Genomic DNA, 23,562 nt, shown 5'->3' on the forward strand with positions numbered 1-23,562 from the left:
GGTCTCAGGAAAGCAGCACCCATGATGAAAACTCTAGGTGTTTCAGGGCATGATCATACGGCACCCACGCCTGTAACCAGTACTACTCGTTCGTTCTGGAGAAGGTAGACAAAATGGTTGCAATAGTAATTTTTAGTAGGGAATTTTGAGGAGCGGTACAGGATACTGAAAGTCGCCAAAACAAATGTGACAAGTATGCGCTCCTGTGTGAACCGGTATTACCATTGATCGGTATTCTGAAACTGCAGCGCCGCGAGCCGGGCATATAGTTCACTGGAAACGAGCAGTTCCTGATGTGTGCCCAATGCTAACAGGCGGCCCTGATTAATAAGCGCGATGCGGTCAGCAGAGATGACGGTGCTTAGACGGTGGGCGATGACGATTGAGGTGCGATTAGCTCGCAGTCTTGTTAATGCCTGCTGGACAGCGTGCTCGCTTTCCGCATCGAGCGCGCTGGTGGCCTCGTCAAGCAGCAGAATCGGCGCGTCCGCCAGAATGGCGCGGGCGATCGCAAGGCGCTGTTTTTGCCCGCCGGATAAACCCAGTCCGGCATCTCCCAAAGCAGTCTGATATCCCTGCGGAAGAGCCAGGATGAAATCGTGGGCAAATGCGGCTTTTGCAGCCAATTCAACTTCGTTATCAGTTGCTTCAATGCGTGCGTAGCGCAGATTCTCCGCCACTGTGCCATGGAATAGCGCTGGATGTTGCGAAACCAGCGCAAAGCTACGCCGGAACTGACTCAAATCAAATTGCCGGATGTTGATCCCTTCGAGCCGGATACTGCCCGATTGAATATCATAGAAACGCAACAGCAGATCGAACAGCGTCGATTTTCCTGCCCCGGAAGGTCCAACCAGTGCAAGCGTTTCACCGGGTCGCACCACCAGAGACAGGTGGTCAATGGCAAGCGTTTCCGGGCGTGAGGAATAAGCAAAACAGATCTGCTCAAACACAATATTGCCATGAACTGGTGGCAGAGAAATGGGCTGAGATGGCGATTGAATGTCGTTGGGAGCGTACAATAATTCGATGGTGCGCTCGGCCGCGCCAGCGGCGCGTTGCAGTTCACCGAGCACCTCCGAAATTGATCCGACCGCCGAACCGGCGATGATGCTGTAGAACACGAAGGCTGCGAGCTCGCCACCGGTGATTCTACCGGCAATGATATCCATGCCGCCTACCCACAGCATTACGCCAATTGCGCCAAATACCAGCACGATCACCACGGCAATCAGCCAGGCACGCTGGAGCGTTCGTTGCCGCGCGAGCAAGAAAGCATCTTCGACAAACTCATCAAAATACCGTCGGTCCACACTCTGATGATTGTATGCCTGCACGATTTTGATCTGTCCAAGTACTTCGCCGACATAAGCGCCCACTGCGGCCACCTTATCCTGGCTTTTACGCGACAGTGCGCGTACCCGTCTCCCAAAAATTAAAATTGGTACGATCGCCAGTGGTATGCCAAGCATCGCAATCAGCGTTAGTTTGACGTTGGTAATGAACAGCCAGATGAAGCTGCCGATCAGCATAATCAGACTGCGCAGCGCCACCGAAACCGAAGACCCAACCACCGACTGCAGCAGCGTCATGTCCGCTGTCAAGCGTGACTGGATTTCCAGACTGCGGTTGGTTTCAAAAAATCCTGGATGCAGCTCGATCAAATGCGAAAATACCTTGCGGCGGATATCAGCAATTACGCGTTCTCCGAGCCAGGTTACCCAGTAATAACGGATAAAGGTGCCGGCCGCGAGCAATCCTACCAGAAGCAGAAACAGCAAAACATATTGTGTCAACAGCTCTGGCGATTGCGCGGTAAACCCCCGGTCAATCAGTAGTCGTATTCCCTGTCCGATTGAGAGAGTAATACCAGCGGTTAGCATCAGCGCCAGCAGGCCGATAAACAAGGCTGCTTTGTAGGGTGTAACAAAGGAGGCGACTGCGCGAATGGCATGCCAGCGATTTTTGACGTTCGGTAAATTCACGGCATCGGCGCTATAATCACGCGCTGATTAGTAACGAACCACGCAACATACGGCATATCAAGATGAATCATCATAACGAAACCAGAATCAATGTATTATTTGTGTGCATGGGTAATATCTGCCGCTCTCCGACAGCGGATGCCATTTTTCGACATCACGTCCGTGCAGCCAGTCTGGATCATCTCATCCGGATCGATTCAGCTGGAACCCATGCCTACCACAGCGGTGAACCACCAGACCGGCGGGCGCAACAGGCGGCGCTAAAACGCGGCTATAGTATGCAAGGTTTACAGGCCAGATGTGTCGAGATTTCGGATTTTGCCCGGTTTGATTATATTCTGGCAATGGATCGTAACAACCTGAGCGACATGCAGCGCGACTGCCCACCGGATCACCTCGATAAACTCAGTCTATTACTGCAATACAGCGAACACTGGGAAACCTGCCAGGAAGTGCCCGACCCTTATTATGGCGGCAAGCAGGGGTTCGAGATCGTGCTGGATCTGGTAGAAAGCGCAAGCGAAGGGCTGCTAAGGCATATTGTTGACAGAATTGAGCGGTAATTTACCAGGATTTGGCTGATTTACCATGTGACTTCCTGTTCAGGAATGAACCGTCATGCGAACGAGTAACTGCCGCAATTATCCATTCCATATAATACCCGGCAAGCGCTATTTTCCGTATATCAAACAAAATTTCCTGTTGTGTTTTGTATGCCGCTCTGCAGGTGAGTCCATTTATTTTCCCGTAATCCATGCAAACCGTTATTAGTGATCAGTCGCAACGTCTGCAGGCGCTTGATCCGTCGCGTTCCTTCATCGTACAGGCGCCAGCAGGCTCTGGCAAGACCGGTTTGCTGACACAGCGCTTTCTGGCGCTGCTTGCTCGGGCCGATGAGCCGGAAGAAATCATTGCAATTACTTTTACACGTAAGGCGGCAGCTGAAATGCGGCAGCGCATCCTGGAGGCACTGCATGAAGCCGTCGCAGGACTGCCGACAGTAGATAACTTTACGCAACAAACCCGTCAGCTTGCCCGTGATGTCCTGGTGCGTGATCAGGTGCGCAGCTGGCAATTGCTTGATAATCCTGCCCGACTGCGTATTCAAACAATCGATTCACTGTGTGCATGGCTGGTCGGGCAGATGCCAGTGATTTCAGGAAAAGGAGTGTTGTCAACCATCACTGAAAACGCAGATGAACTGTATCTGGAAGCGGCGCACCTGACCCTGCTCTCTCTGGAAGAAGACAGCGAATGGTCGCCCGCCATTGCCCACCTCATCCGCCATCTGGACAACCGCCTTGACCGGTTGCAGCGCCTGATCGCCGACATGCTGGCACACCGCGATCAGTGGTTACGGCATGTCATGATAAGTGACCATGCAGACAAAATCCGCAACCATTTGGAACAGGCGCTGGCAAGACAGATAACCGGTGTGCTGCGGACGCTGGTCAATGCAGTACCGGTTGGCCAGCAGCATGAGATCATCGAATTGGCATGCTTTGCTGCAGCCCGGTTACAGGGTCAGTCAGACAAAAGCAGCATCAGTCATTGCCATATGCTGTCTTGCTGGCCAGGCAGCGAATTATGCGACCGGCCGCTGTGGGAGGGTATTGCGGAGCTGTTGCTGACACAAAATGGCGAATGGCGCAAACAGGTCACTATCAAACAGGGTTTCCCGCCGCCTGGATCGGAAAAAAACCGTGAACTGAAGGAAAGATACATGCGGACCAAGCAGCGCATGCAGGTATTGCTGACGGATTTGCAGCAAAATGAGTCATTTCGTCAGCACCTCATGCAGTTGAGGCTTCTGCCGCCCGTGCAATATGAGGAGGATGAGTGGGAAACCCTGCAGGCTTTATTCACTTTACTGAAGCTCGCAACTGCCAATCTGATGCTGGTATTTCAGCAGACTGGCACGATCGATTTTTGCGAAATCACGCTGGCAGCGATTCGGGCGCTGGGAACAGCGGAGGAGCCGACAGACCTGGCGCTGGCACTTGATTACCGCATCAGCCATCTGCTGGTGGATGAATTTCAGGATACCTCATTCAACCAGGCACAACTGCTGCGTGGATTGACCGCAGGCTGGCAGGTGGGAGATGGCAGGACACTTTTTCTGGTAGGCGATCCGATGCAGTCTATTTACCGTTTTCGACAGGCGGAAGTAGGGCTGTTTCTCGACATCTGCGAACGTAGCTGTTTTGGCCAGATTCCGATGCACTTTTTGCGTCTAACCGTCAATTTCCGTTCCCAGGCAGGCATTGTGAACTGGATTAATCAGCATTTCCTGCATATTTTTCCAGAAAAAAGTGAGGTGACAACTGGTGCAGTCACTTATGCTGCTGCAACAACTTTTCATCCGGTAGTAGCTGGAGAAGCAGTAAATGTTTCTGCCGGTCTGCAAAAAGATGATCGGGCAGAGGCGGATGAGATCACAAAGATCATCCAGCAGATTCAGCGAGAGTTTCCTCAGGAGAAAATCGCGATACTGGTACGTAATCGCTCGCATCTGCCTGCCATCATTGCCAGCCTGCGTCAGGCAAAACTGCGCTTTCAGGCAGTGGAAATCGAATCCCTCGGGCGCCAGCCGATTATTCAGGACTTGAGCGTACTAACGCGCGCGCTGCTGCATGCTGCCGATCGGATTGCCTGGCTTGCGTTGCTGCGAGCACCTTTTTGCGGTTTCGCACTTGGCGATCTGCATGCTCTCGTACATACCGACCTGAACATGACTGTAGTGGATTGCTTGTCTGCATCTGCAGTACTGGCCAATCTGAGTGAAGATGGACGGCAACGATGCAAACGGATACAGCCAGTGCTGATGGAGGCATTATCCCTGAGCGACCGGATTTCATTGCGAGCAATCGTTGAGGGTGTATGGCTGCTACTGGGTGGTCCGGCATGCGTAACCGATAGCACTGATCTGGCAAATGCCGAGGTCTATTTTGAATTGTTGCAGAAACTGGAGGAAACCGGAATGCATCCGGACGTGCAAACACTGGATGATATGCTTGCACAACTGTTTGCATCCCCTGACACCGCGGCAGATGACGGCCTGCAGATCATGACCATGCACAAAGCCAAGGGACTCGAATTCGATACCGTCATCCTGCCAGGACTCGGTAAAGCTGCCCGACCCAATCAGGAGAAGCTGCTCAATTGGATGGAATTTCCCAACGAATCAGGGGTGGCGGATCTAGTGTGTGCTCCGATCAGCGCACCGGGCAATGACAAAAATCCTGTCTCTGCGTACCTGATGGCAATCGAACAGGAAAAAGCATCACTGGAGAATGCGCGATTATTGTATGTTGCGGTAACCCGAGCCAGAAAAAATCTGTATCTGCTCGGACAGATCGCATTTGATACAGATCGCTCTAAAACGGAGATCCCATCACCACCTGCCAATACGTTACTGGCAAAGCTATGGTCGACAGTAGAAAAACATTTCCTGGCGAAACTATCTGCTGACAGTAATAGCATATCCCAACACAGCCAGTTTGCCATCCCACTGCAAGTATTTTTGCCAGCCAGTCGCGTACGCTTGGTCGCAGACTGGCAAACGCCACCACCCGAGGCGCCATCACTCCCCGCAGCCAAGACTCAGACGCCACCAACAACTGAGTCGATCGATTTTAGTTGGGCAGGCGAGACCGCCCGACTGATTGGCGTGACCTTGCATCGTCTGCTGCAATATATTGGGCAGATTGGAATAGAAAAATTTGATCAGCATGGTCTGGGAAGAGTAGCGCAACAAGCACCGAATTTGCTACGACAGCTTGGCATCGCCCCGCAGCATCTCGAAACCGCTTCGCAGCAAGTCAAAACTGCACTTGAAAATATGTGTGCTGATGCGCGTGGTCGCTGGATACTGAGCAATCAGCATACACAAGCTCGCTGTGAATGGGCATTATCGGCAGCGACCCATGGCGAGAATACCTTGCTCATCATGATAGACCGTACTTTTATCGATACAACCGGAATACGCTGGATTATTGACTACAAAACTGGCGTCCATGCAGGAGGCGACGTAGATGCATTCCTTGATCAGGAACAGCAACGCTATTCACCTCAGCTCACGCGCTATGCCAACATATTACAAACAATGGAAAACCGGCGGATTTTCCTTGGTCTCTATTTCCCATTATTAGGCGCATGGCGCGAATGGAAGTATTAGCCGTATAGTGCGGGTCAGCAACTGTGTCTAAGGTTTCCGGCTAGTCACGACACCACAGGGTATTTCTAAAAATTCAGAGTTCTAAATTAAGACCAGGCGCGAGTAAAAAATGTTGACACAGCATACGATTGATATGTAAGGAAACATTTTTTGTGGGCACGAGATATTTTGACTAAATTATGAATTCTTAGAAGTACCCATATAAAATCATTTCAATAACGATATAAACTCCGATACGGCTTTCATTTCCTTGACGCTCATGCGCGAGACAACCGTTTGCATAGAGTGATTTACATCATTCTTGCGCGTTCCATGGCGAAATGCCTGTAACTGTGAAAAAATATAGGTAGCATGTTGGCCGCTCAGTCTTGGGTAATGTGGCGGAATTCCCTGACCGGTAACCGAATGGCAGCTGGAACAAGCCGGAACCGCGCTGTCCAGATTACCGCCTAGATAGATTTTTTCACCCAATTCCAGCACAGACTCATCATTGGTATTATTGACACCTGTCTGAGGTTGCTGTTGTGCGTAATAAGCGGCAAGATTTTTCATGTCATCGTCACTAAGGTTGGCAACCATCGAGGCCATGGTAGGGTTGTCCCTTTTTGCTGATTTTTTATTGTCTGCTCTGAACTCTCTGAGTTGTTTGGCGGTATATTCGGCATATTGGCCAGCCAGGATCGGGTTGTTGGGGATAATGCTGTTACCGTCCGAGTTATGACAACCCGCGCAAATCCCTGCTGCGATTTCTTTACCTTTTTCTGTGTCACCATCGGGAACAACAGGATTGGCAAATGCAAGACAAGATAAAATGAGCATCAAAACTGCCACAATAATTTCAGATATTTTCATGATTGACTTGTTTAAGGTTGTAATTGAGAAACGAGAACTGCCAAGCATTTTAGCAAGTTTTGCAGAATTCAGTAAATAGGTCAGCAACTCTGTGCATAATATGCGACATGAAGACCTTGCTCATATTTTTGATCATCGCCAATATCAGCACTGCCTGTTATTTTTACTTTTTCACGAATGAGCACGAAGAAGCTGCTATACCGCTGCTGCATCCGGAAAAAATTATTCTGTTGCCAAACAAAGAATAATAAGAATGATGGGCAAGGAAATATTTTTTGTAAATGACGAAATATGAGTTTTTAGAAGCGCCCTGATGTCAGATAATATCAATTGATTTTCTTATACACGCATTATGCAGTTTTAACAGGAGTGGGTGTGGCGGTCAAAATAAAAACGAAGGAAGAAATTGAAACTATGCGGGTGGCTGGCAGGCTGGCAGCCGAGGTGCTCGACTATATTCAACCATTTGTTCAACCTGGCGTAACCACCAGTGAGCTCGACGAGCGGTGTCATCGTTACATGGTGGATGTGCAAAAAACTATCCCGGCACCGCTGAATTACGCACCGCCGGGTTATAGTCCATTTCCAAAATCGATCTGTACCTCGGTGAATCATCAGATCTGTCATGGTATCCCGGGAGAGAAACGACTCAAGGATGGAGATATCGTCAATATCGATGTGACGGTGATTTACGAAGGTTATCACGGGGATACCAGCCGCATGTTTCTTGTGGGTCAACCGTCCATTCAGGCAAAAAGACTCTGTAATCTAACTTTTGAAGCTATGTGGCGCGGAATTGAAACCATCCGTGCCGGAAGCCGGCTTGGCGATATTGGCCATGCCATTCAGCAACTGGCTGAACATGCTGGTTATAGCGTCGTTAAAGAGTTTTGCGGGCATGGGGTGGGGGCACAATTTCATGAAGATCCTCAGGTGCTGCACTATGGACGTCCCGGTACCGGCATGGAGTTGAAACCGGGCATGGTGATTACGGTTGAACCCATGATCAATGCCGGGAAGGCAGCGATCAAATCGCTGCCGGATGGCTGGACGATCATTACCAAGGACAGAAGTCTGTCGGCACAATGGGAACATACCGTACTGGTGACGGAGAACGGGTATGAGGTATTGACAGTCTCCGCCGGTACGCCAGTCAAACCAGCCTGTCGTGTCGTGGCCAGATAATTCCCAATCTCTCAATATCACTGAACATAATGAATACCATATCGCGTTGTAATGATCGTGCTCCCGCCCAGCTTCGCCCCGTCAAACTGACACGTGGCTACACTCGTTATGCGGCGGGCTCGGTGTTGATCGAATATGGTGAAACCAAGGTACTGTGTCAGGCGAGTATCCTTGAAAAAATACCATCTTTTCTTAAAGATAAAGAACAGGGGTGGCTGACGGCGGAATATGGCATGCTGCCGTGCTCGACAGGAGAGCGCATGCAACGTGAGGCGGTAAAAGGTAATCAGTCTGGACGTACCATGGAAATCCAGCGCTTGATCGGTCGCGCGTTACGCGCGGTAGTAGATCTCGGTAAGCTCGGCGAGCGTACCCTGCAGATCGATTGTGATGTTATCCAGGCTGACGGCGGTACGCGTACTGCGAGTATTACCGGCGCGTTCGTCGCATTGTGTGACGCGGTGCAGCTGCTGCTGACGCAAGGGGCCATTCAGTCCAATCCGGTTCTGGATTACGTTGCTGCGACTTCAGTTGGCTTGGTGAATGGTTGCCCGTTGCTGGATCTGGATTATGCTGAGGATTCAAGCTGTGATACCGACATGAACGTCGTGATGACCGGCACGGGCGGCCTGATTGAGATTCAGGGTACTGCCGAAGGCCAGGCTTTTAGCCGTCAACAGCTTGATGCAATGCTTGATCTTGCTCACCAGGGGATTGGGGAATTGATCAATCTGCAAAGGCAAGTTCTTGCTGCCGGGCAATGAGCAATCTTGCTGTGCACCATTGTTTTGAAAGAATTGTGCTGGCCAGCGGTAATGTCGGTAAATTGGCTGAAATTCAGCAAATACTTTCACCACTCGGTATCGAAACTATCGCACAGTCAGCTTTTATGGTGCCCGAAATCGACGAACCATTCGATACTTTCCTGGAGAACGCCTTACTTAAGGCGCGTCACGCAAGCCGGCTGAGTAGTCTACCCGCGCTTGCGGATGATTCCGGTATCTGTGTCAATGCGTTGCATGGTGAGCCTGGCGTGCGCTCGGCACGTTATGCGGGAGAGCCGAAGTCGGATGTGCGCAACAACCAGATATTGGTACAGGCGCTGGCAGATGAATCCGACCGCAGCGCGTATTTCTATTGCGTGCTGGTGTTGGTGCGGCATGCCGCCGATCCCCAGCCGATTATTGCGGATGGTTGTTGGTATGGGCAGATCATTGCGCAGCCTCGTGGTGTTAATGGATTTGGCTATGACCCGCATTTCTTTCTACCGAATCTCGGAAAGACATCAGCCGAACTGAGTCCCGAACAAAAAAATCAGCTGAGTCATCGTGGCCAGGCTTTGTACAAGCTGGCAGATTTATTGGCTGAGCATCAAAATTGATTGTTGGGCACCTGTTGACTGATTATCTCTTCTATCACAGTGTCAAGCCGATAAATGACAACTATTGACCATCTTTCTCCGTCGCCTCTTTCCCCCAGATTGACAGAGTTGCCTCCACTGAGCCTCTATATTCATCTACCTTGGTGCATCAGAAAATGTCCGTATTGCGATTTCAATTCGCATGCAATGGACAAACAAGCTGGCTTGCCTGAAGAGGCGTATGTTGAAGCGCTGAAACAGGATCTTGAAATGGCGTTACCTGCCATCTGGGGGCGACCGGTTATCAGCGTATTTTTTGGGGGAGGGACACCCAGTCTGTTCAGTGCCAAAGCAATTGACGCAATTCTGTCGCATGCCAGAATGCTATTGCCGTTTATACCATCTGCCGAAATTACGCTGGAAGCCAATCCCGGTACGTTTGAGGCACCAAAATTCGCGGATTTTCGTGCAGCAGGTATCAACCGCTTATCAATTGGTATCCAGAGCTTTAATCGTAAGCATTTGCAGGCACTGGGGAGGATACATGACGATCTCGAAGCGCAGCGGGCAGTGGAAATCGCTTGCCGCTATTTTGATAACGTTAATCTGGATCTGATGTATGCCCTGCCTGAACAAACCCTGGCAGAAGTGCGACAGGACATTGAACATGCCCGTGCCTGTAATGTACCGCACTTATCGGTATACCACCTGACGCTCGAGCCCAATACCTGGTTCTATCAGCACCCTCCAAACCTGCCGGACGAAGACCAGAGTGCCGACATGCAGGAAATGATTGAACAGTTTCTGGCCGAAGAAGGTTACGGGAATTACGAAATTTCTGCATTTGCGAAACCAGGACAGGAATGTCACCATAACCTCAATTACTGGCAATATGGCGACTATCTGGGTATTGGCGCAGGTGCGCATAGCAAGATCAGTTTTCGCGAGAAGATCGTGCGCCAAGTGCGCCACAAGCACCCACGGCAATATCTCGAACAATCGGCAAGTATTCAAAAAGATGCAACGGCATTCATCGTGCTGGAGCATGAAGTGGCTGCGGGCGATCGGGCATTCGAATTCGTGATGAACGCTCTGCGTCTCACAGAAGGGTTCGTACCGGCGCTATTTCAGAGTCATACTGGTTTGGCGCTTTCTGCTATCCAGAAACAGCTCGAAGTTGCAGAACAGCAGAGGCTGATCACCTGGACACATGACAGGATTCAGTCTACTTGTCGTGGTAGACGCTATCTGAACGATTTGCTGGGAATTTTTATGTCTGAAGACATACCTTCGCGCACTCAATTGACTACTGATCAAATGTGAACAATACGATTTGAAATTGGGGGTATCTCTTTTGTGTACCAAATCTCCTTTCGTGACTATTCAGCATAGCCTTGCAGAACAGTCAGTTATTTGTCGTACTACGAGTCATGCGCGAACTCGAGCTTCCTGACCTCGGATCAAAAGGATGATTTGATTCGCCTGTTATCCGAACAGGTTCGGATTTTGACTGCGCGCGTGTCAGAATCAGAAGCTCATTTATCCAAGGACAGCCACAATTCGAGCATGCTACCGCCCTTCGATGGGCTGAAGAAGACACGCTCACCCCGTAGCCTCTCAGGTGCCAAGTCCGGTGGTCAGATCAGACACAAAGGAACGACGCTCAAGCGTGTGCGGGAACCGGACAAGGTGATTGAGCATGGTTTACCGGAGCGTAGCGATGGATGTGGAGAGATACTGCCTCTGCCCTGCGCACAGATTGCGGAACGACGGCAAACGTTCGACTACCAGTGGTACATTACGAAGCGATTGAACATTGCACCCTGCGACCGCAATGCGGATGCTGCAAGCTGCACGAGAGCATCGGCCAGACTTGGCCGCAGCGCATGATCAACATCATGTTAATCTAGGCTCGTGGCGCCTGCGTGGCAGCACGACCTGTCACATCCGCGCTGACTCAAGAACAGACACAGCAGATTTTTGCGCGCTACCATACCGTCCTGGACGAATGTAACGCAATCAATCCAGAGGCGAAACGAGAAGGGGCGCGGCGTGGGCGCATCAAACAAATCCCGGCAATCAACCTGCCTCATGCTGAGCTGTCACAATTTAACCAAACAATCTTGGGGATGGTGCATGAAAGTACAGTTGAACATATTGAAGCGTTTAACCGCTAAAATAAACAACGCGGTATTTTTTGTGTTTCAATTATTTTTGTCGCGCTTATTCCCCGGGCCAAAAATGAAAATTTTGTTTTCCAACAAGCAGGATTGGAAGCGCTCGATCAAAAAAGGATTTCAATTTACGCCACATGAAGTCAAATTCGGCGAGTTTTCCTCTGAAAATATCAAAGATTTTGATCTCTTTATGCCATTAACCATTCACGATTTGAATTACTTAAACGGGACGAGCAATCTAATCAAGCATAATCTAATCCCAATTCCGAGCACGAAAACTACTCTGTTATGTGACAATAAATACTTGCTTAATCAATTTCTTATTGCAAACAATTTTGGGAGCTATGTTCCAAATATGGGGGGCGCACAAACCTTCCCGTATATCTTAAAAAAGAAAATTGATGAATGGGGAGCAAATACCCACATAATTTTGGACGCACAGCAAGAACAGAACCTAATCGATATTCTGAACCACCCGGATTATTTTACTCAGGAGTTGATTTCTGGGCCAACCGAATATGCCACACACATTCTAATTAAAGATCAAAAAATTGTGCATTCAATAAATATCAAATATGCTTTTGAAACTGATATGCCTATAAAGGGCAAAGACAACGCAATCTATAAGAAAGTATGTGATTGTCCCCATCTTGATCTGTTTCTATCCATTCTTGTATCCATAAAATTTCAGGGAATATGCTGTTTTAATTACAAGGTTTACGATAATCATCCCTTTATTATTGAAATTAACCCAAGGATCGGAGGAAGCCTCTGTCCTTATCTTTTTTCCTTTGTGAGGCATATAAATTGAGAAGTTATAGTCAAATTTAGTGTGAGTATAGAAAGCTGTGGGAGCATGTTAAGGATAAGTGGTTCTGTCGCATTAAGCGCAAAAACGCATATTCCGGGTGAGCTGACATGCCATCCCTTTAACTAGGGGAGTAGGAAATTACAAACATAACGCACCTGCCAACCGCTTATGACAGTTTTTTCGATGCCCTGTTATACTGCGTATATTCGCTGTATGATTGTGAGAATAACAAATTCTATCGTACCTGTAGAGGGTTAGCATAGATAGCCTCTGTTAGTATTGCTTCCGGATTACTGGTTTATATAAATACTATGCATGTTCAGAAAATTGGCTTTATTGGTCTGGGGATTATGGGAAAACCCATGGCAAGCCGCTTGATTCAGAGTGATTATCCGGTTTTTCTCTATTCCCGCAGCGGTGTGCCTGATGAGTTGATCGCCGGAGGGGGGCACGGTTGTTGTTCTGCGGTGGAGGTTGCTGAAAAAGCGGACATAGTCATTTTGATGTTACCGGATACGGCAGATGTGGAAAAAGTTCTGTTTGCTGATAATGGGGTAGCAGTTGGTCTGACCGCTACCCAATCAACCGAATCATCAATTCGCAAAATCGTTGTGGATATGAGTTCCATCTCCCCCAGTGATACCTGTCATTTTGCCAGCTGCATAGCCGAACTGGGGCATGATTATGCTGATGCGCCGGTTTCCGGTGGGCAGATCGGCGCACAGCAGGGCACATTGACGATCATGGTGGGTGCCGCCCAAGCGGTATTTGAAAAAATCTATCCTATACTGACGCGGATGGGGCAGCACATCACTCACATCGGTAAACCGGGAAGCGGACAGGTCTGTAAAATGGCCAACCAGATTGTAGTGACAGGCACACTGACAGCTGTGGCCGAAGCACTGGTATTTGGCTCGAAAGCTGGAATCTGTGTAAAAAATATCCGCCAGGCGTTAATGGGTGGATTTGCCGCGTCCCGAATACTCGATGTGCATGGAGAGCGTATGATCAATCGTAATTTTGAGCCCGGGTTTCGCATTGATCTGCAGGTCAAGGATCTTGATATTGCATTGACGTGTGCAGCTGAACTGGGAGTCAGTCTACCTAACACCGCGCTGACGCAATCACTCTATCAGGCTTGTATCGCACAGGGTGATCAACTGCTCGACAATTCAGCGATTGTGCGTATTCTGGAAAAGATTTCCAATCACGAAATTACGACGCAGACACATGCAGAGGTGTGAATTGATCAGGCAGTTACTGGCTATTCTGCCGCCGGATTCGGTTCTGTATGAAACGGAGGATCTGCGCCCGTATGAATGCGACGCGCTTTCTGTTTACCGTCAGTTGCCGCTGGCGGTGGTATTGCCGTGTACCGAAGCTGAAATCATCGAAATTTTGCAACTCTGTCACCGTGAACGGGTGCCGGTGGTTGCACGCGGTGCAGGGACCGGATTGTCGGGTGGCGCACTGCCGCATGCACAGGGAATACTGCTCTCTCTGGCAAGACTCAACCAGATCAATGAAATTGATCCCCTGGCCTGTCAAGCCAGAGTGCAACCGGGTGTACGCAATCTTGCCATCAGCCAGGCGGCCAGCTCTTATGGGCTCTATTATGCGCCAGATCCGTCATCGCAAATTGCCTGTACCATCGGCGGCAATGTTGCGGAAAATTCCGGGGGGGTACATTGCCTGAAATATGGCCTGACCGTACACAATATTCTGAAACTACGCGTACTGACCATCGAGGGGGACGTAATCGAAGTCGGCGCGGAAGCATATGATAGCCCCGGCTACGATCTGCTGGCCTTATTAACGGGCAGTGAAGGCATGCTGGGGATTACCACGGAAATCACGGTGAGGCTGCTGCCAAAACCAGAATCAGCGCAGCTGGTGATGGCGACATTTTCTGATCTGGCCAAAGCTGGCGAGGCGGTTGCCAATGTTATCCAGTCAGGCATTATTCCCGCTGGAATGGAACTGATGGATAATCTCACCATTGGCGCAGTCGAAGACTTTATTCAGGCCGGTTATGACAGGCAAGCTGCTGCAATCCTGCTATGCGAGTCGGATGGCATGGCGGCAGAAGTTACTACCGAAATCGAGAAAATTGAACATATCCTGCGCGCAAGTGGCGCAATCAAGGTGGAAATCGCACAGGATGAAGCACAACGACAGCTCTTCTGGGCAGGGCGCAAGGCGGCATTTCCAGCAGCTGGCAGGATTTCCCCAGACTACTATTGTATGGATGGCACCATCCCGCGCAAACATTTGGCACGGGTGCTGTCGCAGATCGAACGGCTTTCGGCAGAATTCAATTTGCGATGCATGAACGTGTTTCATGCAGGGGACGGCAATCTGCACCCATTGATTCTTTATGACGCCAATGAATCTGGCGAATTGCACAAAGCAGAAACATTTGGTGCGCGCATTCTCGAAATCTGTATTGCAGCAGGCGGCACCATTACGGGTGAACATGGAGTGGGAATGGAGAAACTCGATCAAATGTGCCTGCAGTTCAGTGATGCCGAGCGTGAGCTGTTTCTGGCTATCAAGGCTGCTTTCGATCCGCAGGCGCTCCTGAACCCGGGCAAAGCGATCCCAAGCCTGCATCGCTGCGCCGAATTGGGCGCTATGCACGTCCACCACGGGCAAACCAGTTTTCCTGAGCTGCCAAGATTCTGAGTTTTAAAAGATTGTTAATTCTCTACTATGTCTTCAATTCTGGAATCATTTGCTGACGCACTTAGACAGGCCATGGAAAAATCCCAGCCACTGTATATCAGAGGCGGTGGCAGCAAATATTTTTACGGCAATCCTCTTGCGGAGAAAACAATCCCGCTTGATGTCACCGGCTATCAGGGTATCGTCGACTATGAACCCAGTGAACTGGCCATCACCGCACGTGCCGGTACATCTTTACAGGAGCTGGAGAACATATTGGCGCAGCAGGGGCAAATGCTTGCGTTCGAGCCACCGCATTTCGGGAAACCAGCCACACTTGGTGGCAGTATTGCTTCCGGATTGTCCGGCCCGAGACGCGCGTATGCGGGGGCGGTGCGTGATTTTATTCTTGGTGTTCGGCTCCTGGATGGGCAGGGCAGAGAGATGTCCTTTGGTGGCCGGGTCATGAAAAACGTTGCTGGTTATGATGTTTCCCGCCTGATGGCGGGATCAATGGGAACGCTTGGCATTCTTCTGGAAGCCTCACTCAAGGTTTTGCCCAGACCTGAGATGGAGCGTACGCTTTGTTTTGCGACAACCATGGAGCGAGCACTGGAGTGGATGCGCAGCTATGCAACCCGGCCTTTACCGGTTTCCGCCACCTGCTTTAGCGATGGGCGGTTATATGTCCGTCTGTCCGGTATGGAAGCAGCTGTTGTTGCCGCGCAGAAGCAAATGGGAGGTGACGTGGAAGAGAACGGGGAAACATTCTGGGAGTCAATCAGGCATCATACTCATACTTTTTTTCATGGCCGACCCATCCTGTGGCGACTGTCGGTCAAGCCGACAACCGCGCACTTGCCGCTGCCCGGTGAGCAGCTGATTGAATGGGGAGGGGCGTTACGCTGGTTTGCGCCTGCAGAAGCAGTCGCAGCAAATGAGGTGCGCAGGCTGGCAACTGCTGCAGGCGGACATGCCACGCTGTTTTACGGTGACAGAGACGGCATATTGGTATTTCAGCCTTTGTCACCGGTTTTGTTGAGAATTCATCAACGCTTAAAACAACAATTCGACCCGGCAGGTATCCTGAACCCGTACCGTATGTACCCGGAATTCTGATATGCAGACACAGCTTGAAGCCAGTATCAAAAATACTCCTGCAGGGGAAGAAGCAGATGCCATTCTGCGCAGCTGCGTTCATTGCGGCTTTTGTCTTGCGACCTGTCCGACCTATCAGTTACTGGGAGATGAGCTCGACAGTCCGCGTGGCAGGATTTATCTGATCAAGCAAGTGCTGGAAGGAGCGGCGCCCACGCAAAAAACCCAACAGCATCTCGACCGTTGCTTAACCTGCCGTGCCTGCGAGACGACCTGTCCGTCTGGGGTTCAGTACGGGCGGTTGCTTGATATCGGCCGTCTCAGGGTGGAGCAGCAGGTTGAACGCAGGCTCTATATGCGGCTATTTCGCTACGGTCTGCGCAAGATTCTGCCAAATCGCCAGATTTTTGCAGCACTCATGGCAGTTGCGCGCATCGCCAAGCCGCTCATGCCAGCGAAACTAAAAAAAAGTATTCCGCCTGCATCCAAAACCAGCCTGCCAGTAAGCAATGGACGCAGCCAGCGTGCCATGTTGATCCTGGATGGCTGCGCCCAGCCGGTTCTTAAACCTTCGATCAATCTGGCTGCCAACCGGGTGCTTAACAGAGCCGGTATTAGCCTCGTCAGCGCCCCACAAGCTGGCTGTTGCGGTGCGCTTGCCTATCATCTTAATGCACAGGAAGAAGGGCTCGATGCAATGCGGCGAAATATCGATGCCTGGTGGCCTTATGTCGTGCGCCAGGAAAAACCGGTGGAAGCAATTGTAATGACCGCAAGTGGTTGCGGCGTGACTGTCAAGGAGTATGGACATCTGCTGCGTCATGATGACCGTTATGCACAGAAGGCCGCGCGCATCTCGGCGCTGACGAAAGATATCGGTGAGGTGCTGGCTGCCGAAAAAGATCACCTGGCTGCTTTATTGACAGATACTGCTGATTTGCCGCACATTGCTTTTCATTCACCTTGCACCCTGCAACATGGCATGCGCTTAAACGGTGTGGTCGAAAATCTGCTGCAATCGATTGGCTTTAAACTGGCGAGCGTTGCTGACGCACATCTTTGCTGTGGTTCTGCCGGCACCTATTCCCTGCTGCAGCCGCAATTATCGAAACAATTACGTGCAAATAAACTTGCTGCACTGAGCAAAGAGAAGCCAGATTTGTTGACAACCGCCAATATTGGCTGCCTGATGCATTTACAAGCGGGCACAGATCTGCCGGTAAAGCATTGGATCGAATTGCTGGATGAAGCTCTGCATTAATTTTTATATTACCAGGTATCGAACCGTATCTTGACCGGCATGCCATTCATCAGCCGGGAACTGTCCACTGTATCGATAAACTGCATGCGTGCCAGAATAGCAGAACGCGGTACTTCCAGAAGCGTCAGATCTTCTGCTGAAACCTTATGAGTAACGCCGGGCACGAAGTTGATTCGCGCTTCATATTTTTCGCCGTTGGGGAAAATGATGGTTGCTCGCTGACCCAGCACGGCTTTGTCGATGTATTTGGGTGGAATGAATGCGCTGATATACGCCTGCTCCGGAAATGAGATATCCAGCAAGGGCTGTCCTTGTGACAAATATTCTCCGGGTCGTGCATGAATTTCTGTGACCAGGCCGATTGCAGGAGATATCGGGGATAACATCTGCAGCTGATCGTTCAGTATGTCGTGCTCTAATTGCAGCTGGTTGATACGGGCTTCGATTTGCCGTGCTTCTGCTCCCAGCGTACTGGCTTGCTGACCGGCAAGCATAAGGGAATCGAGCCGCTCCAGTGCCGCAATATACTGACTGCGGGCGGTTGCCACTTCGGCCTGGGTTGCCGCACCCTGCTTGAACAGGGACTCGTATTGACGTAAACGTTTCAGATAGAACTGGCTTTGATCCTGCGCAAACAGAGTCAGGCGTGAAGCCTGCTTCTGGCTGCCATCGCGTTGTAAAGATTCTTTCTGCCCGGATAGAAAAGTAATCTCGCCATGCAGGCGTTGTACGCCGTTTTCCAGAGAAGTATTGGTCAACCTCGCCAGTTGAGTTCCCTCCGATACCGTTTCCAAGAGGGATACCTGTAATTGCTGTACATGGCCGGCACCCTGTGCTCGTACGGTAGTATGCGGCAGGATGATGCGGCCATCAATCTCGGTCAGCAGCACCTCCCGCAGTATCAGCCCTGCCAGATATAGTAGCGGGAGGCTGGCAACGGCAAGTATCAGATACCAACGCCATGCCGCACCAGTACGCCTGGAGGGATCATAACGGATGCGGATTCCCTGCTCATTTTCTGGATTTTTTTTCTCAGGTTGATTAAAGCGGATTTTCATGGAAATAACCTTGCATGTCTTGCCAGGATTGAATGATGATCCCCCCGAAATTAGGGGCGCCAAGTTGTGATTCCAGTGTTTTCATCGAATGCTGAAAAATGCTGACAGGCTGTCCGGCATAACTGTTCTCCGATTCGAGCTTACGCTCCAGGCTCTGCGCCAGGCTGAAAATCAGAGTAGGATGTTTTTGCATTGCTCCCCGTAGAATTGCCGTAATATTAGTCAGGTTGCGTGAATAAAACATAACGGTTACTTCCCGTATGCCAAATTGGGCAAACTGGCAAGGTATACAGTCGCCAAAACTATGTTGTTCATCCAGATAACGCGGATGAATACTGACGCCAACCGGCCAGACAGCCGTGGTTTTAGCTTGTCGAATAGTCTCAAGCCATGCTGCGAGGCGATCTTGCCCAGTCAGGGTCGTATCTTCCAGCTGATCCGGTTCAATATCGAGATGCAGGCCATCAAAACCAATGTGACGCAACCGTTGCAGAATGGTCTGCAATTTGCTGCGCTGCGACGGCAATATCCAGCCAGGATCGCCGAGCAGCAACTCCACTTTGATTCCTTGCTGGTGTGCCTGATCGAGCAATTGATCGATTGGTTGTGAACTGGCAGCAATAGCATCAATTTGTTCCGCACTCAGTGACAGCAACACCCTTCGCACACCAAGCTGCTGGCATTGATCTAGAAATCTGGCGATTGGTAAGTCCAGAGCATAATTCCATACATAGCTGCCATAGCCTTTTGCCAGTTCATTATCGGCAGTTAACCGGTCTGGTTGTGGGCGGTAGCTGACAGTTTTGGCAGGCTTTGTCTCACGCATGGAAGTAACACCAAACAACCCGGCAGCCTGGGTAAGGGGTTGCAGCAGCGTTTCAATCGAAATTTTACCAGTAGTGCCAGACCCGAATGACTGCGGGGGAATACCGAATTGTCGCAGACGAATGTGCAATTTCCATTGCTCACTTTCTGCTTCCAGATAACCTGCGGCGGCCTGATAATATGCCTGGATTGCCTGCAGGTATTTTTCAATGACATCACCGTCCAGTGTGCGCAGGCGCAGATGACGTTCACGGGTTGCTTCGCGTGTAGCATCCAGGCGGGTGCGCAAAAAATCCAGCTGGCGCAGTGACTGCGCGTAACGATCGCGCAGCGACTGCAGCTCGAGTTCGGTTTCCTGCTGGCGCTGCCGGTATTCTGATTGCAGACTGTTCAGCTGATGAACGACCAGATTCCGCTCGTTCTTACGTAGCTTGGCGATTTCGAGCGGCATTTTGAAATTCAGGCCAATTGCTCCGCCATAGCCGAATTGTGGGGAGTCCGGTGAAGGATGGGGAATGGCTGGACCTCCAAACACAGTTGCAGAGATGTCGGATTCGATTCCTTGCCATTTTTCGTTGTCCTGTACCGTGCGCAGCGCGTCGATGCGCGCCTGTAGTATCAGCAGATCGGGCTGTTCATCGACATACATGCTATCTTGAGCGTTGGACAGATCGAGTTGCGGCTTGACGGCTTCAAATACGGGAACAGGTTCTCCCGTCAGATGACGCAGGCGGGCAAGTGCTTGACCACGCTCATGCTGGAATTCCACTCTGGCGCGTTCTGCCAGTGCAAACGCCGATAGAAATTCATGATAATCCGACGACAGTAGCAATCCGCTGTTTCGTCGTGCACCTAGTTTACGCTCGGCGGATTCGGCCAATTGTACGAAGCTGTCATTAATTTTGAGCAGTTGCTGGGCACTCCAGTAGGCCGCATAATTTTCCTCGATAAAAAATACTGCGAGGTGTCTGCTCCAGTTGAGTCGGATCGTTTCAATAGCGACCTGGGCGGTCGCATTGAGTATGGCGCGATTCTGTTTTTCGGCACTGCCCAGCAGTGGATAACGTAATCCCAGCCGCAGTGTTGGATCAAAGAAACGCCCAAACGGCTCGCGTGCAAAAGGACTTTTCTGATAACCGGCCGCGACACTACCAAACAGCTCCCATCCTTGTTGCGCTTCACGGATTTGCAATTCGGCCTGTGACGCTTCCTGGTCTGCTTGTGTTTTCAGAACTGATGCCGCACGATCGACAAGTGGTGAAAATTCGGAAAGCAGCCGTGTCTGCGCGTGCAGACTTGCTGCTCCGATCATCCCTGAGAAAAAGATGAACAGCATTAGACGGATCATTGTTTACCTTTTTTCAGAACCCAGTAAGGGGCCATGGCAGAATCGAGATGAGCGCGATTCAGGAACTGGTTTGCGAGCGCCAGCGCGCTCCACAGACGCGTGGCAAACTGAAACAGCGGAAAAATAGGCAGTACCCACGCTGCCGCCAGATCTTCCCTGATCCGGTCGGATAACAGTAGCAGATACAATCCATACTGCACGGCTGTCAATAACAGATAAAAAAAGTAGATCAACAGCATGATGAGCAGTATGGCAACTACCGGCAATGTCAATGCCATATAAAGGACATAAAGCACAATCGCGAATGGCATGATGATTTGGAAAAACAGTCCGTACCACAGTAGAAACAGGAAATTACGCCAACCCATCAGCGTTGGTATCATCCCTTTATGGTGGCGGTTGAAATAGATGAATCCCAGATCGCCATCCCAGCGTAAGCGTTGCTGAAAAAATTGATGGAACGTATCTGGTACATCAGTGTGTGCCACGGCGCCAGGTTCGAAAATAATCAGTTTGTCCGGATGACGCTGTCGATATTGCTTGATGCGCAGGGTTAGATCCAAGTCTTCGGCTGAGCCGGTATTCCAGCCACCAATACTTTTCAGAAAGGATTTTCTGAATATACCAAAAGCACCGGGGATGTTATTGATGACCTGAAGATTGGTAAATCCAAGCTTGCCGGACTGAATGGTCAGCAGATATTCGAGATGCTGCAGGCGGGTCACCAGCGATTGTTCGCTGTTGCGCACCCGCAATGCTCCGGTTACGGCAACTGTATTGCTGTTGCGGAAATGGCGCGCGGCGTGATGGACCATTTGCACGTCGAAGGAAGTATCGCCATCCAGCGCCATGATGATTGCTCCACTTGCCCGGTTCAACCCGGCATTCATTGAAGAGACCCGCCCGCCACGTTGAATCTTGGGAACGATGATCAGTGACCGATTAGCATAATGTTTTGCCTGAGTTATGCAGGTCATCAGCGCATTGTAGGTTTTCTGGTTTTTTCGTACACCATCAACCATGGCTAGTATTTCGATATGTCCCGGGTAGGATTGTTCCAGCAGCGAACGGATAGTGCCTTTTACGGCTTCTCCTTCGCTGTAGCAGGTCACAATGCAGCTGACACCCGGAAAGAAGGGTGGTGTGAGGGGTTGATCGAAAGTATCGTGCGTCAGGTGCCGGAAAATCCCAAACCAGCTGGAAATATAAAGCGGCAGTTCGAAGAACAGTACAAAGGGGACGAACAGCAGCAGAAAGGGAACCAGCTCGTAGCGATGAAAAAAGTGCAGATAGAACAGCTGAGTAATCTGTATCAACCAGTCCATGGGTTATTTTACTTCCGCATACAGTCTTGCCATGAGCAACTGCGCGTCTTCCTGTTCATTTATCTGCGCGGAATTGATGCCAATCAACTGGTAATCCAGTTGATGGTCACTGTCTTTCATGATGTCGCCAAGGCTTGCCTTGATCCGGGCATGAAAACCCCGTAGTCCTTTTTCATCCGTCTGTGGCAAAAGCAGCCACAGCATATTTTCTGCTGTACGGGTCGACAAATCGGGGGTACGCAGCATGCTTCTGAGCCGTTGAGCAAAAACTTCGAGCAGCTGCATCAGACGTACATGTCCTATTTTTTCTGCCAGCTCGGGCAGTTGCGGGAAATAAATACCAAACAGGCTGAAGTTGATCATGGAATAACGCCTTGCGAGGATCAGTAACCAGTCAAGATCATGCTTGAATAACTCACCTGGAATAAATTGCAGTTGGTCGAAGCTCGCGGCAATATCGAACGTATCACCTCGAACTGCAATGATGCGGCCACGATCACTCAATCGCAGGCTCTGGATTTTGTGTTCTACGAGATCGGTTGGTTGCGATGATTTACCACAATGCATGCAGCGTACCTGCACATCACTCTCGACAAAAACATGGTGACAGGCATGACAGCCGTGATTTTCGATCGGGCGGTCAAAATCGCTGCCGATATGGCGCAACTGGGTCAAGCATTTTGGGCAGACTAGCGCGCCACCCTGCAGAAAATTGTCCTGAACATCAACATGCCCGCAGGTAAAACAGTGCAGAGAAGCCTGCTGCGCGATATCCAGTGATCCGCAATTCGGGCAGACATCGATGAAACTGAGGTGCGATGAGCGGCAATGCGGGCATTCCCGTTGCCGGTCAATCAAGTCAACAGACTCGATTACCCGTTGGTTGACAAGCGCACGTAGCCAGTCAAACGCATCATCATCCGGATTGAGAGCATTTAGCAGTGGGTAAAACCAGTAGCGGGAAGATTGCCATGCATGGCAGGGCTTGACTACGAAATGTGGCCGCAACCAGAGGTATTTGATCAGGCGGCCTGTTGGCAGAATGGCGGTCTCACTCTCATTGAATGAAGTGAGCAGCTCCTGAAAGTGACCAAATCTTTCCCGCAGTATTGCGGCTTCCGGTAATCCCCCGTCGGCCAATTGCTCGATTTCGGGATTGACGCTGCCAGTGACATAGCATAATGCTGTACAGAAGTCGGGATGTCGGCGTATCTGTTGCAGTAGCGGAACGACTGCTGACGGATCTTTATTTGCGATTACAAAAATGACATGGCCGGATTTATCTGGAATCCAGTCTTCAAAGCGAAGGTAGTAATCGATTTCCCAGTCAGTGTAATCGCTGGGTAAACTGAACTGACTGACTACGAGACAGACGATACGGGGAAAGGCAGATTCAGGCTCGCGAATCGAGGTAGATGGTCTGATGATTGACATGT

The 23,562-nt window shown here is 50.4% G+C and carries 19 protein-coding genes; 13 read left to right on the top strand and 6 right to left on the bottom strand.

Annotation, left to right across the window (positions count from 1 at the left end):
• Positions 1-218 precede the first annotated feature (218 nt).
• Positions 219-1,985 carry an ABC transporter transmembrane domain-containing protein gene (locus NSMM_RS06895; RefSeq protein WP_090285969.1) on the bottom strand — a complete coding sequence of 589 codons (1,767 nt, stop codon included), beginning with the start codon at positions 1,983-1,985 and terminating at the stop codon, positions 219-221.
• Between the two features lie 62 nt (positions 1,986-2,047).
• Between NSMM_RS06895 and NSMM_RS06900 the strand changes: the two genes are divergently transcribed.
• Together NSMM_RS06900 and NSMM_RS06910 are read left to right on the top strand one after the other, a co-directional pair.
• Positions 2,048-2,548, top strand: a complete 501-nt coding sequence (locus NSMM_RS06900; protein ID WP_090285971.1) for a low molecular weight protein-tyrosine-phosphatase — start codon at positions 2,048-2,050, stop codon at positions 2,546-2,548.
• Between the two features lie 191 nt (positions 2,549-2,739).
• Positions 2,740-6,162 carry a UvrD-helicase domain-containing protein gene (locus NSMM_RS06910; protein ID WP_090285975.1) on the top strand — a complete coding sequence of 1,141 codons (3,423 nt, stop codon included), beginning with the start codon at positions 2,740-2,742 and terminating at the stop codon, positions 6,160-6,162.
• Between the two features lie 207 nt (positions 6,163-6,369).
• Here the strand turns inward: NSMM_RS06910 and NSMM_RS06915 are convergent, their stop codons facing one another.
• A complete protein-coding gene (locus tag NSMM_RS06915; protein WP_245654716.1) occupies positions 6,370-7,014 on the bottom strand; it encodes a c-type cytochrome in 645 nt (214 codons plus the stop codon).
• A gap of 375 nt (positions 7,015-7,389) precedes the next feature.
• Between NSMM_RS06915 and map the strand changes: the two genes are divergently transcribed.
• The 11 genes from map to glcF all read left to right on the top strand — a co-directional run bounded on the left by map (position 7,390) and on the right by glcF (position 17,570).
• Positions 7,390-8,199: a type I methionyl aminopeptidase gene (gene map, locus NSMM_RS06920; RefSeq protein WP_090285977.1), complete on the top strand. Its 810-nt coding sequence runs from the start codon at positions 7,390-7,392 to the stop codon at positions 8,197-8,199.
• A gap of 29 nt (positions 8,200-8,228) precedes the next feature.
• The gene (rph, locus tag NSMM_RS06925; protein WP_090285978.1) at positions 8,229-8,963 is read left to right on the top strand and encodes a ribonuclease PH; all 735 of its coding nucleotides are present in this window, start codon (positions 8,229-8,231) and stop codon (positions 8,961-8,963) included.
• Entirely contained in the window at positions 8,960-9,580 is a 621-nt protein-coding gene (gene rdgB, locus NSMM_RS06930; protein ID WP_090285980.1) for an RdgB/HAM1 family non-canonical purine NTP pyrophosphatase, read from the top strand. The genes rph and rdgB overlap by 4 nt, the downstream gene beginning before the upstream one ends.
• Positions 9,581-9,634: 54 nt before the next feature.
• Positions 9,635-10,882 carry a radical SAM family heme chaperone HemW gene (hemW, locus tag NSMM_RS06935; RefSeq protein WP_090285982.1) on the top strand — a complete coding sequence of 416 codons (1,248 nt, stop codon included), beginning with the start codon at positions 9,635-9,637 and terminating at the stop codon, positions 10,880-10,882.
• A 195-nt stretch (positions 10,883-11,077) separates the two neighbouring features.
• Positions 11,078-11,449, top strand: coding sequence for a hypothetical protein (locus NSMM_RS06940; protein WP_176753885.1), 372 nt, complete (start codon positions 11,078-11,080; stop codon positions 11,447-11,449).
• 35 nt (positions 11,450-11,484) lie between these two features.
• A complete protein-coding gene (locus tag NSMM_RS06945) occupies positions 11,485-11,736 on the top strand; it encodes a hypothetical protein (protein ID WP_090285986.1) in 252 nt (83 codons plus the stop codon).
• Positions 11,717-12,547 (top strand): ATP-grasp domain-containing protein, encoded by an 831-nt coding sequence (locus tag NSMM_RS06950; RefSeq protein WP_090285988.1) that lies wholly within the window; start codon positions 11,717-11,719, stop codon positions 12,545-12,547. The genes NSMM_RS06945 and NSMM_RS06950 overlap by 20 nt, the downstream gene beginning before the upstream one ends.
• A gap of 311 nt (positions 12,548-12,858) precedes the next feature.
• On the top strand, positions 12,859-13,791 hold the full coding sequence (locus tag NSMM_RS06955) for an NAD(P)-dependent oxidoreductase (RefSeq protein WP_090285990.1): 933 nt from the start codon (positions 12,859-12,861) through the stop codon (positions 13,789-13,791).
• Complete coding sequence (locus NSMM_RS06960) at positions 13,778-15,232, top strand: FAD-linked oxidase C-terminal domain-containing protein (RefSeq protein ID WP_090285991.1); 1,455 nt, start codon at positions 13,778-13,780, stop codon at positions 15,230-15,232. The genes NSMM_RS06955 and NSMM_RS06960 overlap by 14 nt, the downstream gene beginning before the upstream one ends.
• A gap of 27 nt (positions 15,233-15,259) precedes the next feature.
• Positions 15,260-16,330 (top strand): glycolate oxidase subunit GlcE, encoded by a 1,071-nt coding sequence (gene glcE, locus NSMM_RS06965; protein ID WP_090285992.1) that lies wholly within the window; start codon positions 15,260-15,262, stop codon positions 16,328-16,330.
• Between the two features lies 1 nt (position 16,331).
• Complete coding sequence (glcF, locus tag NSMM_RS06970; protein ID WP_090285994.1) at positions 16,332-17,570, top strand: glycolate oxidase subunit GlcF; 1,239 nt, start codon at positions 16,332-16,334, stop codon at positions 17,568-17,570.
• A gap of 8 nt (positions 17,571-17,578) precedes the next feature.
• Here glcF and NSMM_RS06975 read toward each other — a convergent pair whose 3' ends face one another.
• Genes NSMM_RS06975 through NSMM_RS06990 form a run of 4 tightly spaced genes read right to left on the bottom strand, consistent with a single transcriptional unit; the run spans position 17,579 to position 23,560 of the window.
• Positions 17,579-18,628, bottom strand: coding sequence for an HlyD family secretion protein (locus NSMM_RS06975; RefSeq protein WP_090285996.1), 1,050 nt, complete (start codon positions 18,626-18,628; stop codon positions 17,579-17,581).
• Positions 18,612-20,801 carry a TolC family protein gene (locus NSMM_RS06980; protein ID WP_090285998.1) on the bottom strand — a complete coding sequence of 730 codons (2,190 nt, stop codon included), beginning with the start codon at positions 20,799-20,801 and terminating at the stop codon, positions 18,612-18,614. Before NSMM_RS06980 ends, NSMM_RS06975 begins: the two co-directional genes overlap by 17 nt.
• Positions 20,798-22,126 (bottom strand): glycosyltransferase family 2 protein, encoded by a 1,329-nt coding sequence (locus NSMM_RS06985; protein ID WP_090286000.1) that lies wholly within the window; start codon positions 22,124-22,126, stop codon positions 20,798-20,800. The genes NSMM_RS06980 and NSMM_RS06985 overlap by 4 nt, the downstream gene beginning before the upstream one ends.
• Positions 22,127-22,129: 3 nt before the next feature.
• The gene (locus tag NSMM_RS06990; protein ID WP_143001887.1) at positions 22,130-23,560 is read right to left on the bottom strand and encodes a TackOD1 domain-containing metal-binding protein; all 1,431 of its coding nucleotides are present in this window, start codon (positions 23,558-23,560) and stop codon (positions 22,130-22,132) included.
• Between the last annotated feature and the right edge of the window lie 2 nt (positions 23,561-23,562).

It is taken from the genome of Nitrosomonas mobilis (assembly GCF_900103035.1).
GTDB lineage: Bacteria > Pseudomonadota > Gammaproteobacteria > Burkholderiales > Nitrosomonadaceae > Nitrosomonas > Nitrosomonas mobilis.